Consider the following 17,180-nt stretch of genomic DNA (forward strand, 5'->3'; position numbering starts at 1 on the left):
TAAGAGGAGGACATTTTTATGCCAATTTTAACAGCCAGTCAGCTGAAAAAATACTATCAGCAGGGAAATAATACGGTAAAGGCTCTTGACGGGATAGATCTTACGGTGGAGGAAGGAGAATTTGTGGCCATAGTAGGGACCTCCGGGAGCGGTAAGTCTACACTGCTAAATATGCTGGGGGGACTGGACTACCCTACCAGCGGAGGGGTGAGCATCCGGGGGGTGGAATTCTCCCGCCTGAATGATAATCAGCTCACCATTTTCAGGCGGCGCAACATCGGATTTGTATTTCAGGACTATAACCTGGTTCCTATCTTAAATGTTTATGATAACATCACTCTTCCGGCAGAGCTGGACGGAGGGGCGGTTGACAGGGCGTTTATTGAGGATATTATTGAGAGCCTTGGTCTGACAGATAAAATGTCCGCACTGCCGGGTCAGCTGTCCGGGGGACAGCAGCAGAGAGTAGCCATAGCGAGAGCTCTGGCGTCAAAGCCGGCGATTCTTTTAGCCGACGAACCCACAGGAAATCTGGATTCCAGGACCACCACTGAGGTGATGGGACTTCTGAAACTGAGCGGGGAGCGCTACCGCCAGACCATCATTATGATTACCCACAACGAGGCCCTTGCCCAGCTCTGCGGGCGGGTGCTCCATATAGAAGACGGCAAACTGGCGGGGGATACCAGGAACAGGGAGACTGCCTGCAGGGGAGAGAAAGGTGGCGGAGAACGTGAGGAATAACAACCAGAAGGCAGTAAAAAAGCTCTCCAAGGCAAGCCTTAGAAACAGCAGGATGAGAAACTTATTCGCCGTGATCGCCATCGCACTGACAACCATTCTCTTTACCACCCTATTTACCCTGGCAATGGGTCTGATTTCTTCCATGGAAAAGGAGATCATGCGTCAGGTAGGAACCAGCGCCCATGCGGGTTACAAAGATCTTACCCGGGCAGAGTATGACAAGATCCGGGGAAATTCCAGGATTAAGGAGATAAGCTATAACATCCTGGTGGGGATGGCTGCCAACGGGGAGCTGGCGAAACGCCAGACAGAGATCCGTTACGGGGAGCCGAAGGATCTGGAGTGGGGATTCCGCGAGCCGGAGGAGGGCACTTATCCCAGGAATAAAAAAGAGATACTGGCAGATACCATTGTGTTGGAGATGATGGGGATACCCAGGGAACTTGGCCAAAAGATTACCCTGGAATTCGATTATCTGGGGCATAAGCACAGAGACACTTTTACGGTGTCCGGAATCTACCAGGGAGATCCCATGCTGGGGGCAAGCCAGATATATCTGTCAAAGGAGTATGTGGAGGAAGTGATCGCTTCCGTAGATGAAACAGACAGAAAAGAAATGATGCGGTCCGGGAAGAGCCTGGGAGAAGGACTGATCCAGGCAGAGGTCTTTTTTGGAAGCAGCAGGAGGATAGAGGAAAATGCCCGTACAGTACTAAAGGAATGCGGGTTTGAAGATAATGAAATTGATTTCGGGGTGAACTGGGCGTATCTGTCCGGAAAAACAGAGAGCGCGGACGCACAGACAATGCTGGGCGTTGTATTTGTGCTGGTACTGATTGGAATAACCGGGTATCTGGTAATCTATAATATTTTTCAGATATCCATTGTTATGGATATCCGGTTTTACGGACTGCTAAAGACTCTGGGGGCTACCAGAAAGCAGATCCGCTACCTGGTGCGCAGGCAGGCTCTTATACTCTCCGCCGCAGGGATACCGGCAGGCCTGATTCTGGGGTGGCTGCTGGGGATTAAGCTTACCCCTGTGATGCTTCATTTGGCTTCGGGAGTCTATGGAGATGGCTTTACAGCAAGCCCTGTTATATTTATGGGATCAGCTGTCTTCTCACTGATTACCGTTTTAATCAGCTGCCGCAGGCCGGGAAAGGCAGCTTCCTGTGTGTCGCCGGTGGAGGCTGTTAAATATGTAGAATGTGACAAAGGGAAAAGAAAAAAGCAAAAAGCAGCCTCTCACAGGGGCAAAATCGGCCGGATGGCCCTGGCCAATGTGTTCCGTTATAAGAAAAAGGCAGTTGTAGTTATCACATCCCTGTCTCTTGGGATTATTCTGCTCCTGACAATATACTCTGCAGTCAGAGGTTTCAGCATAGACAAATATATGGATGAAATGATATGCGGGGATCTCAATATAGGAACCACAGATTATTTCCATAACTACGGAACCGGAGACATTGAGCTGCCGGAGAATTTCTTTGACACTGTAAATAAGATGGACGGGATTGAAGAGAGCGGAAGCGCATATATATCGTTTTTTCCGTATCTCATGGACGAGACAGGCAAAGAGCGTCTCCGGCAGGGAATGGAAAAGGGATTTCTAAAGGATTCCGCTGCTGGTTTCAGGAAAACCTATGAAGAGGTGCTGACCCGGGACCGGATCATGACGGAGCGGCGGTTTGCCTTTGATCCCTATATTCTGAGGCAGCTTCATGTGACAGAGGGAGAACTGGATCTTGAAAAGTTCAATGAAGGAGGGTATGTTCTCGCAGTTGCACAGATGGATATTAATAATAAGAACGAGAGCTGGTATCATCCCGGGGATAAGGTAAAGCTTTGCCGGTATGATACCCGGGAGCAGTATGACAAGAGGCAGGAAGAACTCTATGATGCCTACGGAAACCCGGTGGACACTACCGGAATCGTATCAGACAGGGGGGTCAGAGAACTTCCGTGGGATGAGTATGAGGTTATGGCTGTTGTAGAGCTGGGGGAGGGTGTTGCAGGCCTGGCCGCGGGAGCTCCCGAGATCTCTATGATCGTACCTAAAAAAGAGCTGGAGCGAACCGCTGCTGTCAATGGGTACCAGAGATATCTGGCATGCTTTGAGATAGGGGAGGAACACCTGGACACAGCGGAAGCTGCGGTTGAGAAATATACAACTCAGATAAATCCTCAGACAGACTACAGATCCAGAAAAGAGCTGAAGAAGGAGTTTATGCAGATGATGGAGGTGCTGAAGCTCATCGGAGGCGCTCTGTGCATTGTAGTGGGGGCAGTGGGCATGCTGAATTATGTAAACTCGACACTGACAGGAATTATTACCAGGAGGAAGGAACTGGCCATGATGAAAAGCATTGGAATGACGGATCGGCAGCAGCAGAAGATGCTCATTTTAGAGGGGCTGTATTATGTCATCTTTATCGGTCTTATAAGCTCGGCGGTGGGAAGCCTGGTAAGCCTTCTCATTCTCAGGCCCTTTGGCAGAACCCTGCGCTGGTTTGTATATGACTTTACCCTGCTGCCGGTGGCGCTGGTACTGCCCTTCATGGCAATTCTGGCTGTGGCCATTCCTGTACTCATGTACCGGAGGGTGAACAGGATAAGCATAGTGGAAAGACTGAGAGAGTGACAGGAGGAGAAATTAAATTTTGCAAACCTGCTCTCATATGATAAAATAGGCAGAGGAGCAGGCCTGTGCCGGCTGCTCCCGGGAGTACTTTTTTAGAATATGAAGAAAAGAGAGCAGGTAAATGAGAAAATATGGAAAATGGGCCGCGGCAGTATGTATGACAGTTGTCCTGGCCGCCGCCGGATGTCAGCCGAAAGAAGAGGGGAAATCTGCCATTGCGGATCTCATCTCCGGAGAACCGGAGCACGGGGGTGAGATCCCGGAAGAGACAGAGGAGATCCGGGCCGGTTACTATTACAATCAGCTTGCAGAAGAGGAAAAGGGAATCTACAGGCAGCTATTACAGGGCATTCAGGAGTTTCAGGGGGAGGTGGAGGTCGCCAGCGGTGACAAGGATATCATAGACAGAGCATACAGTGCACTGCTGTGTGACCGGATGGAGCTGTTCTGGGTAAAGAATGCCTCTACTTATTACACAACCCTCTACGATGACTATGCTGTCTTTGAACCTAATTATGAGAGAAACCGGGAAGAGGCCGGGGAGATACAGACCCAGATAGAGGGGAAGACAGATGCTGTGGCAGAGGAGATTGCTGCCGGAGGCGGATCTTCCTACGATATGGTAAAGGCCGTTTACGAATATATTATCAATACGACTCAGTATCTGGACTCTCAGGATGATCAGAATATTGTAAGTGTATTTCAGAATAACCAGTCCGTGTGCGCCGGCTATGCGGCCTCTGTCAAATACCTTCTGGACAAAATTGGCATTCCATGTATTTATGTACAGGGAACCTCCCTGGAGACAAATATCGGACATGCGTGGAATATTGTAGAGATAGACGGTGAGTATTACTATGTGGATGCCACCTATGGGGATCCGGACAGCGCATCCTCCCAGGCAGAGGGGGATACCCAGGGAATCTTAAACGGCATCATTTTATATGATTACCTCTGCCCTGTTCCCCGGGAATATGAGAGTATCTGCAGTCCGGACGGGGATTTTCAGCTTCCGGTCTGTGAGTCAGGAGCCTATAATTACTATGAGATGGCGGGAGATTATTTCACCTCCTACGATCCCGGGCAGATATATGAGTACTGTGCCGGGAAAATAGATGAGGGTGCATCTGATATGATGATGAAGTTTGCCGACCAGGAAAGCTATGAGGCTGCTGCCGGGGATCTGTTTACAGAGGAGAGCCTGGACAAACTGAGTCAGTATTACATGAAGGTCCGGGGAATTGAGCATGTAGAATTCCGGTATGGAAATGTTGACGGTCTCCATCTTATCCGCTTTATCTTTGTTGAATCGTGACACCATAAAAATACCCGCGGGGAGGAACAAGAGGATTCCTTCCCGCGGGTATTTTTTTGCTCTTTTTTGACATAAACGTTAAAAAAGTTACCCTGAACGGCAGTTGTAACATCAGGATAAAATATGGTACTATAACTTTAAAATGAATTTACAAGAGAAAACAGCAACCCGGCAGTCAGATTTACATGAGGAGTGGGATAGGTATGAAAATTATTATTTCTCCGGCAAAGAAGATGAACCTGTGTGATGACATGATGAATACGGACCAGAGGCCTGTGTTTCAGGAAGAGATGGAGGCGCTTTTTCAATGCCTGAGGCAGATGAGCTATGAAGAACTGAAGACACTGTGGTGCTGCAATGATAAGATTGCGCGGCTGAACTATGAGAGACTGCAGAACTGGGAATCGGTCAGACGGAATACCCCCGCACTGCTGGCATACGAGGGGCTTCAGTATCAATATATGGCGCCGCAGGTGTTTACAAACAAGCAGTGGGATTATGCAGATCACTATCTTAGGATTATCTCCGGATTGTATGGGGTGCTTAGGCCCATGGATGGGGTGGCGCCGTATCGTCTGGAGATGCAGGCCAGACTGCAGGCAGATGGGAAACAGAATCTGTATGAGTTCTGGGGGGACAAGATCTTCAGGGAACTAACCAGAGGCGAGGATGAGATTTTAAATCTGGCCTCCAAAGAATACAGCAAGACGGTGGAACGGTACCTGGGAAGATATCCCGGCAAAAGTGTCCGGTATATTTCCTGTATCTTCGGGGAACTGTCGCAGAGTATTGTTAAGGTAAAGGCAACCCAGGCTAAGATGGCAAGAGGGGAGATGGTGCGCTGGATGGCAGAGACCTATGTGGAAAATCTGGAGGATGTAAAGGAGTTTACAGGGCTGGGATATGAATACTGCCCGGAGTATTCCACAGGCTACGAGTATGTTTTTCTAAAATAATAGCATAAAGTGACGATTTTATTGTCTCATTCTGCCTGATTTTGGTATAATGAAGAAAAAGCAGGAGGGGGCGGAAGGATGGACGAGGAGGTCAAAAGAAGACAGGAACGCCTCAGGCGTCAGAAAATAAGAGAGAGGCAGGTAAAGAGAATGCGGCTGCGGCTGGCCGGCATGGGAATACTGCTGCTGGCCGTTATCGCAGCCATCGTGTCTCTATCCATACATAAAAAAAGGGTGAAAGCAGAGGAGGCTGCCGCAAAAGCAAAAGAAGTGCAGATGAAAAAGGAGCGGGAGGAGAAGCTGGCTCTGGAAGAAGAAAACACACTCAGGATAGCTGCGGTGGGAGATAATATCATGCATGACCAGATCCTGGAGGAAGCCAGACAGAGTGACGATTCCTGGGACTTTAATTTTCTGTATACCCATGTGAAAGACGAGATTCAGAAGGTTGACCTCGCAGCGGTGAATCAGGAGACGATCTTTATCGGGGATGAGGACGAGGTGGGAGGATACCCTGATTTCGGAAGCCCGTTTGCTGTGGGAGATGCCCTGGTTTCCGCAGGGTTCCGGGTGGTGGAGCATGCGTCTAACCACGCCTATGACAGGGGAAAACAGGGGATACTGGATACCGCAGGATTCTGGAAAAAAAATTATCCCCAGCTGTCAGTTCTGGGGCTCCATGATGAGGAGGGGGATTCCCCTATACGGGTGGCGGAGGTTAAAAACTTCAAGGTAGCCATGCTGAACTATACCTATGGGGTCAATGGGGACACCCTGTCCAAAGATACCTATCTTCTGGATATTCTGGAGAAGGAGAAGGTTGCGGCAGAGGTGAAAGAGGCCCGGGAAATGGGAGATCTGGTAGTGTTTTTCCTCCATGCGGGAACAGAATATTCTGACGGACCGGATGAATCCGTGCAGGAGTGGGTAAAATTTCTGGGGGAACAGGGGGTTGACATAATTATAGGAACACATCCCCATGTGCTTCAGGGGTATGAAATGAGAAAAGTGGGGGACGGGCGCGAGATGCTGGTTTATTATTCTCTGGGGAATTTTGCGTCCCTGCAGAAAGACGTAAAAGGACTCCTGGGCGGAATGGCCCGGATTACTGTGAAGAAGGATCCGGCCAGCGGGAACGTATGGATTGAGGATTACGGACTTACGCCTCTGGTTATGCACTACGATGAACCGAGAAAGGTCATGGGAGTATATAAGCTGGAGGACTATACCGAGGAGCTGGCCAAAGAACATGGAATCCATGGGGAGACGGACGAGGAATTTACAGTCAAAAGCCTGAAGAAGATGGCGGGCGTGCAGTAAAGAGAGAAGTAGGAGCCTGTGGGGGACAGAGGTATGTGCTGTCCTCCACAGGCTCCCTTTTATGCGGCAGTATGATTCCTTCTTACGGACAGGACTGCGGAAATGATGCCGCAGACGGCCAGTGTCCCAATCATATATGGCAGGACGGCAACAATAGTGGATCTGGAAAATACCTTTTGGTACACAAGAGGGACATAGGGTCCTGCAAAGATGCCCAGATAAACGGCAGCATTGGCGATAGAGATGGAGAGGGATGCCTTTGAGGGCGGAACAATGACAGAGGCATACATGAGGTAATAAGAAAAGCTGAGTCCGTACATTGCTCCAAGGATCGTACACATCAGACCTACCAGCAGGATATTTCGGGAGAAGTAAAGCCCTGTATATCCGAGAGCCATGATTAAGGTAAAGATAACCGGAATAAAGTTCTTGCACTTATCATAGATTCGGCCAAAAGCCAGACAGGCGCACAGGCTTCCTATGGTCCCAAGAGATCCCATTACCCCTGCAGTGGATGCGTTGCCAATCCCCAGTTCTGTGACTACAACAGCTACCTGGGTGAGAATGACTGCATACATAGCATTCACTACAAAGGCGGCGCCGGCCAGTGCCAGGACATTCTTATAGGGGACGGCCTCACGGGCGGTGCCCCGGGAGTCTTTTTTCCCTTCCGGCTCTGTCTGGGGGATAAAGGCAATGACAGCAAGAGTGACAGGGACCATAACCAGGAATACAAGAAACACAAAATGCCAGTTTTTAAGTGCCAGATATCCTGCGCCCAGGGAGAAAAGTGCCCCCATCCCCGCCATAATGCCGTTATAGTATCCCAGGACAGAGCTTCTTGCGTTTTCATCTATGTAAAGCTCTGCGATAAGACCTACCATAGCTGTCCCGATAAAGCCCATGGCAACTCCCATCAGAGCGCGCATGACCGCCAGCAGAGCCGGTGCGTCAGCAAAGACACAGGCCAGAGAGCTGAGTGTAAAAAGGATGTAGGCCCCGGATATCAGGACTTTTTTCCCTATATACTGAGCCATCACGCCGCACAGGACAGAGGAGAAGATAAGAATCAGGGACGGTCCGGTGAGGATAAAATTCAGCAGTCCTGTATTGGATTGAGGAAAAGCTTCAAATATTTTTTCAGCGGCAGGATATACTGCCAGATCTGCCATCATGACACCGCCGGACAGCAGAATCGTTAGTTTCAGATAGAGAGATCGCCGTTTTTCTTTACTCATATCAAAGCTCCTTTCTGGGGGTTAATCAGATCAGAGGAGTCCCGACGGGTCCACGTCCAGTGACTCCGCAATTTCACAGAACGCTTTTTGGACGCATTCGGCCCGTTCTGCTTCCAGGGGGTGGGAGAGGGCTGACTGTATAGAGGTGCAGGCGCGCTGTGTGATGGAAGCATATTTGGAATGGGACTGCTCGTAATTGACTTTATCTGCAATGCCGTCCAGCATACACTGCTCCTTTTGGTACCAGTCTGCCGTGTGCTCCAGCTCCAGAAACACACCATCTTCCCCCCAGTTGATTTCACGTATCTCATCTTGGGCAAGGGTTTCTTCATTTACCATAATCCTATCCTGCAGGCGGCGGCAGTACCGGAAAAATTGTCCGTCCATGGCAAGCTTTTCATTGCTGGTACAGAGATAGCTGTCCAGGGTGCCTCCCCCGAATACAATATCAATGCCTGCAAGGGTGGCGGTCATAAGATCCATAGCAGTCTCGAATCCAGCCTGATAATCACTTTCCTTTGCGTCGGTTTGGGCAAGGAAGGCCAGAGTGGGGAGTCCGTAATAACGGCCCATGCAGGCGTAGGCGGCAGTAGACAGACAGGGTTCTATGGAAGAGGAAGAGCAGTACGTGCTTCTCATATCCATAACCCCGGGAATCCCTCCGTACAATACTTTATGCCCGGGATGCATCAGCTGGATAAAGGTGAGAAAAGACAGAGACTCTACCGTATGTGTTAACACAGAGCCGGCAATAGTAACGGGACAGGATACACCCATCACGGGGGAGGGAGAGAGAAACAGGGGAATCCCGTACTCCATGGAGTCAAGGGCGTTATCAATGACACGTTTTTCCCAGCGCATGGGAGGAGACGGGCAGGCGGCCAGAAGAACAAAGGGTTTTTCCCTGACCAGCTCTTTGGTTCCGCAGACGGCTTCCAGCAGTTTTCCCACGCGTTTTACAGAAGATTCTTCCCATGCCTCGGCTAAAAGTGTTTTCCGGGAATGCAGGATCATTTGATACAGAATATATACATCCGTAATGATACTGGGGGTATCTCCCGGTACCACAGAGCCGGAAGAGATCTGATAACCCGGAGAAGATTCTGTGATTCTCAGGGCCTCCTTTAAATCCTCAGAGGTCCCAAAACGCCGATTAAAGGCAGAGCCTGCAATATTGGGGGCACCGGGGCCAGGGGCATAGTAGGAGCTCCCCTCTCCAAGGCGAAGGGTAACTTCACCGTCCCTGTTATACATCTCAAAATGCTCAGGCGCGGATAAAACTGCATCCTCTGCCAGCTTTCTGGGAATGCGCAGAACCATATTTTTCAGATCTGCCTCACAGCCTTTGCGGCCTAATTCCGCCAGAATATCAGGGTGCTCAAATTTAACACCTGTCGTTTCCAGAAGTTCTAAAGCTTTTTCGTGGATTTGTAAGATTTCCTGCTGCGTAAGCACCTGATATGAGGGCATACGATCAAAACTGAATTTTGCCATAAGATAAACCTCCTTGTAGGATAAATTATATGTTTATCCACATCCCAAAGGCTGTGGGAAACATCACCGGAAGTCTTAGTTTACAGCAGGATCCAGGCGGTACAGGAATGAAGAATATAATCAAAGAGAACGTTTCAGAACGGGAATCTGCAGTTCCAGCATCTCACCAGAAGGGGAAGCTGTTCTGCCCTGTTCCCATATTTTCAGTACATAACAATCCCCACTGGAGACAAAACCTTCTTTATGAATGAAGGCCAGCAGTTTTGGGATCATATCATAAGCATAGTCAAAATATCCCCGCAGGGGCATTACGCCATAGATTCCTTTTGGAATCAGCTGGCTTTCGGAGACCTTGTGATTGCGGATGTTTACAACGGCGGGATATAATCCGCTTTTATAGTCTGGGCTTTTTTTCTCACGGCGGTAGATGCCTCCGAAAAAAGAGTTAAAATAAGAATCTTTATTGTTTATGCGCTGCAGTATATTTTTCAATCCCAGCTCATACTCGCTGCGGCTGCCGGGAGGGACAGAGTAATCTGTGGATACACAATAGCGGTTTTCAAACTCCAGAAGGTAGCATTCGTTTACCTCCCACTCCATACATTTTTTCATATGTGAGATGTAATAACGGTTGGCATACAGTTGATTCTGCAGTTTTTGAATCTGATCTTTCAGCTTTGCATTCTCACTGGACAAAATATCAATGACTTTATCCAAAGACTTGATTTCTAGAATCTGGCGGGTTTCATGGACTGACGCTCCGTTCATGCGGAGCCATAGAATCAGATCCAGATCAACCAGCTGCTTAACCTCATAGTAACGGTACCCATTATCATCAGTAACCACGGGTTTAAACAGATCTATCTTATCATAATAGCGGAGGGTGTCTGTAGAAATATCATTTAATTTTGCCACCTCGCCGATTTTTAGCAATGGTTGATTTTCGCTGCATTTCATAGGATTATCACTTCCTTGTATAAAGAATAAACCTTGGAGCGGCTCCAAGGTCAAGCAGTATTTCCGCAGAATTTAAAAAATGGGAACCCCGGCTGTGTCAGCTAAATCTTTCAGCCCCTGCCGGATCTCCTCCCTGGTATAGTTGTGCGCTTCCAGATAGTCGTCAGTCAACTGATTCAATTTCATATAAAAGTCAAGAGCAACCTCCTGGTACCGCTTGTCAGAAAAATCCATCTCGTCCAGGAGCAGATTCTCCGCCTCGTTAATCTTCCCCTGAGAGAGAAGCGCCTGAATTCTGCAGTACAGGTCATCCGCAGCTGTGAATTCTGCTTCTTCCGGCAGTTCGTACATCACCGAATCTTTGTGAAAGAGAACCTTAGCCAAAGCCCGGGCCAGGTCGTGTATCATCCGCATAACATAATCATTTTCAAACATAGGCAGTCACTCCTTAATCTAAGTTCTAAGGGTTATTATACTATACCGGCAGGGGAATGTAAATTTAACAGGCTGTTAAGGTTTCCGGATATATCTTACGGGGAAACCGGCAGCCGGAAATTTCCTTGCTTTGAAAAAGTTTACCAATTATAATAAAAAGTACGTTGCCTTTATCATAAAAAGAGAGAAGGAAAGAGTGTATGAGAGACAGTGACATTGCATATGAAAAAATAAAGGAAATGCTGATAACCTGTGAACTGAGGCCGGGGCAGGTGATCGTGGAATCCCAGCTGACGGAGCAGATAAAGGTGGGAAGAACACCTGTCAGGGAGGCGCTGAAACGCCTTTCCTGGGAAAAGCTTATCTGCATTATTCCAAGGCAGTGTATGATTGTCAGCGAATTATCCGGCCGGGATCTGGAATCCATCTGTCAGCTGCGGTATGCCCTTTCCGCACTGGCAGGCCGTCTGGCAGCAGCCAGAAGAACCGGGGATGAGCTCCGCGAACTGTGCAGCATCGCTGATAAAACCAGAGCTGAAACAATACCGGAAAAGCGGATTCTTCTGGGGCGGGAGTTTCATCGTGCGGTATCTGGCATTACCAGGAATGAATTCCTGGAGACGCAGATGAATATAACGCTGGACTTATGTGTAAGACAGCTGTTTGTAAACAGAGAATATATCGGAAGCATGGATGATACCGTGATAAGGGAGTACGGAGATATAATCTGCAGTATAGAAAAAAGGGATGAGAAGGAGACCACACGGCTGCTGCAGCGCCATGTGATGTCCTTCCAATCAAAATTTTTGGGATAGCAGGAGACAGTATAGAGCGTTTACATAATATCTGTCTCCCAGAACTCTGAGAGGTTTGAGATGGTAAAGTCCGCATCTGCACAGGAGGATGTGCCAAGATAAATGCTTACCATCCCTCCGGCATTGGCCGCCAGGATCCCTGCTTCGGAATCCTCAAAAACCATACATTCCTCGCCCGGATACCCAAGCCCTTTGGCTCCGAGAAGAAAGACCTCCGGATCCGGCTTTGCTTTTGAGGTACAGTTACCGTCAATGATCACATCAAAATACGGGGCCAGCTTTGTCTTCTCCAGAATCAGAGGCGTATTCTTGCTGGCGGATCCGATGGCAAGGCCGATCCCCAGCCGCCTCAGTCGGGTCAGGGTATCTGTCACATAATCCAGAACTTCATCCTCGGTAATTTGCTGGAGATATTCTACATACCACGCATTCTTTTTGGCGGCCAGCTCTTCCTTTTTTTCGCTGCAAAAGGTCAAGCCTCCTGCTTTGAGGAGAAGATCGAGGGAGGCCATCCGGCTGACGCCTTTTAGTGCCTCATTGTCTTTCTCTGTAAAGTCAAATCCCAGCTCGGCAGCCAGGCGTTTCCAGGCAAGATAGTGGTATTTGGCAGTATCAACCAGAACCCCATCCAAATCAAAGATGGCGCCCTGAATTCTTCTATATTCTTTTTTCATGTTTTCAAAATAATTCCTTTCTGAACTATAAGATTATGCAGTAGTAATCACAGGTAAAAGGAAAAAGATATTGAAAACGATTTCTATTTGGTATATAGTAGTTATATGATACAAAAACGTTTTCGTCAAGAGCTTTTTGAAATTTTGTGAGAACAATTTGAGGAGGAACTATGGCTTCAATAAAAGATGTAGCGAACCGCGCAGGGGTGAGCATTACAACAGTCTCCAGGGCGCTGAACAATTACGCAGATGTAAGTCCAAAGACGAAAAAACGCATCCTGGAAATCTGTGAAGAACTCCACTATTCCCCCAACCCCTCGGCAAGGAATCTGGCCCTGAAGCGTTCCAGTGTAATTGGGTTTATCTTCTCAGACGTGAAAGAGACAGATATGAACGGTAACATTATCTACCGCCTGCTGCTGGGGGCCCAGGCCGGATGTGAGGAGAGAGGCTATGAGCTGATTATCCTGTTCATCAATAAGAAGAAGCAGGAGGAAAAGAGCTTCCTGGAGCTGTGTAAGGAAAAGAATATGGGCAGCGCCGTGGTATACGGTCTGAAGTCCACAGACCCTTATTACAGGCAGCTTCCGGAATTAAGCATTCCCTGTGTGGGGATTGATGTGGACAAAGCACCTGTTATGGTGGGGACCAATAATGACCAGGCGGTGGAGGAGCTGATTGAACTCTTATACAGCAGAGGAAAGCGCAGAATTGCCATGGTCAACGGTTCTTTTGAGGCAGATATCAGCAGGATCAGGGAAACTGCATTTATACGCGCCATGCGGAAACTAAAACTAGATCTCCCCCAGAAAAGTGTCCGTTATGCGGATTTCTTTGAGGAAAAAGCGTATCAGGAGACAAAAGAGCTTTTAAAGGAACGGCCGGAGATAGATGCTATATTTGCCGCTTCGGACTTAATGGCAATCGGTGTCATGAGGGCCCTCAGGGAGATGAGGAGGGATATCCCGGGTGAGATTGCAGTAGCCGGTATGGACGGCATACAGGTGGGGGCATATATGGATCCGCCCCTGACCACGGTGTTTCAGGACTTTAAGGCCATGGGATATAAAGCTGTTACAATGGTGGCGGATATGCACGCAGGCAAGGAGGTTCCCTACATAGAGTACGTGGATCACCGGCTCCTGATCCGGAAAAGTGTTTAAAAATAATGCTCTGATTTTAGAGGAAATTCACAAATCGCAGAAAGCTGCAAAAAAAATATTTACAAATTTCGCAGGGTGATGTAATATACAGTTATGAAAACGCTTTCGGTATTTGGTATGAAACGTAAATAAATGGGAAGAATAAACAAAAAAAGATTGTGAGAAATCTTTTTTATTTTCCCTTTTAACGAAAACGTTTTGGAAAAAGATGGATAGGAATACAATATTAAGGAGGTAGCAACGTGAAGAAGAAACTTGTGGTAATGATGTTAACTGTGGTTATGGCAGTGACCGGCTTAGCTGGCTGCGGCGGAGGTTCCGACTCTGCAAAAAGCGACAAGGATTCTAAAAAAGATGGGGATGTGGTTGAGATTCAGTTCCTTCATGGACAGCCGGAGGAAGAACGTGTGCAGGCGATTCAGGAAATCATAGATGATTTCGAGGCGGAGAACGAGGGAATCAAGGTAACACAGATGCCCATTCCTGAGGATGGTTTCTGGACAAAGATATCTACTTTAATGAGTACAGGGAAGCTTCCGGCAGTGGTAGAAGGCGGCGTGGATCAGCTTCGTCTTATGAACGGAGAAGAGGCCCTGGATCTGGAAGCCAACACGGAAGCTATAGAAGCTATTGGAAAAGACAGATTTTATGAAGGCGTTCTCAAGATGGCAAAAGCGCCGGGTGCAGACCAGTATTTGGGAGTGCCGGTTGCAGGCTGGGTGTCAGGTATCTGGTACAGAAAGTCTATGTTTGAAGAAAAAGGACTGGAAGCTCCCACTACCTGGGAAAATATCCAGAAAGCAGCGGAAGCCTTCAGTGATCCTGCTAATAAGAAATACGGCATCATGATTGCCACAGAGGAATCCGACTTTACAGAACAGAGCTTCAGCTCATTCACAGGTTCTGCCGGATTCGAACTCTTCGATGACCAGGGTAAGCCTCAGTTTAATACTCCGGAGATGAAAGAGATTCTGGAATATTATAAAACCCTGTATCAGTACACAATGCCCGGATCCAATGGCGTAGAGGAAGTAAAAGACGCATTTGTCGGCGGACATTCCGCTATGGCACTGTACTCCACCTATATTATGGGAGCGCTCGTAGATCAGGGACTTGCTGATGATGTTGGATTTGCGGTACCTGAAAAGACAGAGCAGGGAAGCTTTGGTATGACCTCAACGATGACCATCTCCAATATGATTTCCGAGGAGGAGAGAGAGGCTGCCATCAAGTTTGTATCCTACATGGGAAATAAAGAAGCGAATATCAAGTGGTGCCACATGTCACCGGGCGGTTCCAACCCTGTATTAAAGGATGTTGCCGACGATCCTGCGTACCTGGAAAATGATGTATTAAAAGCATTCGGCGATACAGCTGCCACCATTCCAGACGCTTTTGAGAACCTGCAGATGTTAGGAGTGAAGGATGGAGAAGTGAATCCGGCTATGGGCAATATCTCCAGCAAATTTATAATTCCCCACTGCATTAACTCTATTCTGGTTCAGGGTGAGGATGTAGATGCCGCCATGGAGAAATGCCAGGCGGATCTTGAGGCAGAGGTTGCTGCTGTCGAGTAAAGAATGCCGGATAGTATATGCTGAATTTGTAAGTTGGTAGTGACTGCGAACGGCGCGGCTGGTAGAGAAAGACACTGGCCGGGCCGTTTTCATTACCAGAAAGGAGAAAACATGCAGAATTCTGTAAAAAAGATAAAAAAAAGCAGCGGTACGATGCAGAAGAGAGAAAGCAGATTGGGCATTCTTCTGATACTGCCCACGGTAATCCTCATTGGAGCTGTAATTATCTACCCAATTATCTATAACATTATACTTAGCTTTCAAAAAGTTGCGTTAAATCCGAACCGCCCAAGCAAATTTATAGGGCTGGAGAACTACACGAAGCTATTTGCAGATCCTACGTTTTATAAATCTTTGGGGGTAACCATTGCTTATGTGGTGGTAACTGTTTTAGGCTCTACCCTGGTGGGCCTGCTGGTGGCCCTGTTAATGAACCGGCAGTTTAAAGGCAGAAGAGTTGCCAGAAGTTTGATGCTGATGTCTTACGTAGCTCCTATGGTAGCTACCGTCTATGTATGGAAATATATGTTCAACGGTTTGTACGGGGTTATGAATTACCTCACCGTAGATATCCTGCACATATTTGAAGAAGCGCCTATGTGGATGGATCATCCGGTATATTCTGTTTTATTGGTTATCCTTTATGACATTTGGAGAGTATTTCCCTATGCGTTCCTGATGATCCTGGCCGCACTGCAGTCGGTGGACGAAAGTCTGTATGAGGCGGCGCAGATGGACGGTGCCTCAGCCTGGCACAGGTTCTGGGCCATTACCTTCCCGGAACTTCTTCCCTCCATCGCGGCAATCATATCTCTGAGAACCATATGGAATTTCTATAAATTTGATGATATTTACCTGTTTACCAAACAAGTTCCGGTGCTGGGCGTTTACCTGTACCAGACGGCATTTGCCACTCACAATAACGGAGGGGCGGCAGCAATTACCATTGTACTCTTTGTGATTGTATTTGCGTTCGTTATCCTCTTTGGAAGAAAGGCGGTGAGAAAATGAAACAGAAGAAAAAAGCAATGTCCGTATTACATTATGTGCTTGTCATCTTAGTGCTGGTGGTCACTCTTTTTCCGTTTTACATTATGATCACCACCGCTTTTAAAACCTCTGAGGCAGCGGTTGCTTTTCCGCCTCAGATCATTCCAAAAGACACCACGCTTCAGCATTTTAAAGATGTTCTGAACCCCGAGATATTTCCCTTTGGAAGGTATTTTCTGAACAGTTTTAAGATTGCCTTTACAACGGCTGCCATAGCCATTGTTATCGGAGGGATGGCAGCATACAGTCTTGCCCGCCTGGTGTTTCCGGGGCGTATTGTCTTTAAGGAGTCTACGTTAATTGTTTACATGTTTTCCGGAATCCTCCTGGTAGTGCCGCTGTTCAAGATCATGTCCTCCATAGGACTGAACGACAGCATGTGGGCGGTTGTAATTGCCAATCTGGTTTCCACTCTGCCCGCGGCTATTTACATGCTGTCAGGGTATTTCGAAACCATACCGGCATCACTGGAAGAAGCCGCCATGATAGATGGGCTGAGCAGATTTCAGGTCATTTATAAAATTATCCTGCCCTTGTCGGTTCCTGCTATTTCTTCCGCATTTATTTATGTATTCATGATTGCCTGGAATGACTTCCTGTTTTCATTCACCTTCTTGTCTTCACAGAGCAAACTGACGCTGGCGGTAGGATTAAAGCAGTTATTCGGTTCCATGGATTACGTATGGGGACGCATGATGGCGGCGGCGCTGCTGACTGCGATACCTGTAATTATCACGTTCTCCGCTGTTGAAAAGTTTATCTCAGGCGGTCTTACAGCCGGCGGAGAGAAGGGCTAAG

The 17,180-nt window shown here is 47.9% G+C and carries 15 protein-coding genes; 10 read left to right on the forward strand and 5 right to left on the reverse strand.

The window, feature by feature from the left end; all coding sequences use genetic code 11:
- Positions 1-18: 18 nt before the first annotated feature.
- The 5 genes from BUA56_RS07955 to BUA56_RS07975 all read left to right on the forward strand — a co-directional run bounded on the left by BUA56_RS07955 (position 19) and on the right by BUA56_RS07975 (position 6,979).
- Positions 19-744, forward strand: coding sequence for an ABC transporter ATP-binding protein (locus tag BUA56_RS07955; protein WP_072850646.1), 726 nt, complete (start codon positions 19-21; stop codon positions 742-744).
- Positions 734-3,388: an ABC transporter permease gene (locus BUA56_RS07960; RefSeq protein ID WP_139249476.1), complete on the forward strand. Its 2,655-nt coding sequence runs from the start codon at positions 734-736 to the stop codon at positions 3,386-3,388. The genes BUA56_RS07955 and BUA56_RS07960 overlap by 11 nt, the downstream gene beginning before the upstream one ends.
- A 121-nt stretch (positions 3,389-3,509) precedes the next feature.
- On the forward strand, positions 3,510-4,703 hold the full coding sequence (locus tag BUA56_RS07965; RefSeq protein WP_072850649.1) for a transglutaminase domain-containing protein: 1,194 nt from the start codon (positions 3,510-3,512) through the stop codon (positions 4,701-4,703).
- A 203-nt stretch (positions 4,704-4,906) separates the two neighbouring features.
- Positions 4,907-5,659 carry a peroxide stress protein YaaA gene (gene yaaA / locus BUA56_RS07970; protein WP_072850651.1) on the forward strand — a complete coding sequence of 251 codons (753 nt, stop codon included), beginning with the start codon at positions 4,907-4,909 and terminating at the stop codon, positions 5,657-5,659.
- Positions 5,660-5,737: 78 nt separating this feature from the next.
- Positions 5,738-6,979 (forward strand): CapA family protein, encoded by a 1,242-nt coding sequence (locus BUA56_RS07975; protein ID WP_072850653.1) that lies wholly within the window; start codon positions 5,738-5,740, stop codon positions 6,977-6,979.
- Between the two features lie 59 nt (positions 6,980-7,038).
- Here the strand turns inward: BUA56_RS07975 and BUA56_RS07980 are convergent, their stop codons facing one another.
- From BUA56_RS07980 to BUA56_RS07995, 4 genes are all read right to left on the reverse strand, one after another.
- A complete protein-coding gene (locus BUA56_RS07980) occupies positions 7,039-8,217 on the reverse strand; it encodes an MFS transporter (protein ID WP_072850655.1) in 1,179 nt (392 codons plus the stop codon).
- A 30-nt stretch (positions 8,218-8,247) separates the two neighbouring features.
- Positions 8,248-9,711: a trimethylamine methyltransferase family protein gene (locus BUA56_RS07985; protein WP_072850656.1), complete on the reverse strand. Its 1,464-nt coding sequence runs from the start codon at positions 9,709-9,711 to the stop codon at positions 8,248-8,250.
- Positions 9,712-9,831: 120 nt separating this feature from the next.
- Entirely contained in the window at positions 9,832-10,668 is an 837-nt protein-coding gene (locus BUA56_RS07990) for a MerR family DNA-binding transcriptional regulator (RefSeq protein ID WP_072850658.1), read from the reverse strand.
- Between the two features lie 72 nt (positions 10,669-10,740).
- Positions 10,741-11,103: a DUF6483 family protein gene (locus tag BUA56_RS07995; RefSeq protein WP_072850660.1), complete on the reverse strand. Its 363-nt coding sequence runs from the start codon at positions 11,101-11,103 to the stop codon at positions 10,741-10,743.
- A gap of 200 nt (positions 11,104-11,303) precedes the next feature.
- Between BUA56_RS07995 and BUA56_RS08000 the strand changes: the two genes are divergently transcribed.
- Entirely contained in the window at positions 11,304-11,918 is a 615-nt protein-coding gene (locus BUA56_RS08000) for a GntR family transcriptional regulator (RefSeq protein WP_072850662.1), read from the forward strand.
- 20 nt (positions 11,919-11,938) lie between these two features.
- Here the strand turns inward: BUA56_RS08000 and pgmB are convergent, their stop codons facing one another.
- Positions 11,939-12,592, reverse strand: a complete 654-nt coding sequence (gene pgmB / locus BUA56_RS08005; RefSeq protein WP_072850664.1) for a beta-phosphoglucomutase — start codon at positions 12,590-12,592, stop codon at positions 11,939-11,941.
- Between the two features lie 170 nt (positions 12,593-12,762).
- On the opposite strand from pgmB, the gene BUA56_RS08010 reads away from it, so the two are divergent.
- The 4 genes from BUA56_RS08010 (at position 12,763) to BUA56_RS08025 (ending at position 17,179) form a co-directional block, all read left to right on the forward strand.
- Positions 12,763-13,755 (forward strand): LacI family DNA-binding transcriptional regulator, encoded by a 993-nt coding sequence (locus BUA56_RS08010; protein WP_072850667.1) that lies wholly within the window; start codon positions 12,763-12,765, stop codon positions 13,753-13,755.
- Positions 13,756-13,997: 242 nt separating this feature from the next.
- On the forward strand, positions 13,998-15,332 hold the full coding sequence (locus BUA56_RS08015) for an ABC transporter substrate-binding protein (protein ID WP_072850669.1): 1,335 nt from the start codon (positions 13,998-14,000) through the stop codon (positions 15,330-15,332).
- Between the two features lie 111 nt (positions 15,333-15,443).
- Positions 15,444-16,343 carry a carbohydrate ABC transporter permease gene (locus tag BUA56_RS08020; RefSeq protein ID WP_226903628.1) on the forward strand — a complete coding sequence of 300 codons (900 nt, stop codon included), beginning with the start codon at positions 15,444-15,446 and terminating at the stop codon, positions 16,341-16,343.
- Positions 16,340-17,179, forward strand: a complete 840-nt coding sequence (locus BUA56_RS08025) for a carbohydrate ABC transporter permease (protein WP_072850671.1) — start codon at positions 16,340-16,342, stop codon at positions 17,177-17,179. The genes BUA56_RS08020 and BUA56_RS08025 overlap by 4 nt, the downstream gene beginning before the upstream one ends.
- Position 17,180 lies beyond the last annotated feature (1 nt).

The organism is Lactonifactor longoviformis DSM 17459 (assembly GCF_900129135.1).
Classification (GTDB): domain Bacteria; phylum Bacillota; class Clostridia; order Lachnospirales; family Lachnospiraceae; genus Lactonifactor; species Lactonifactor longoviformis.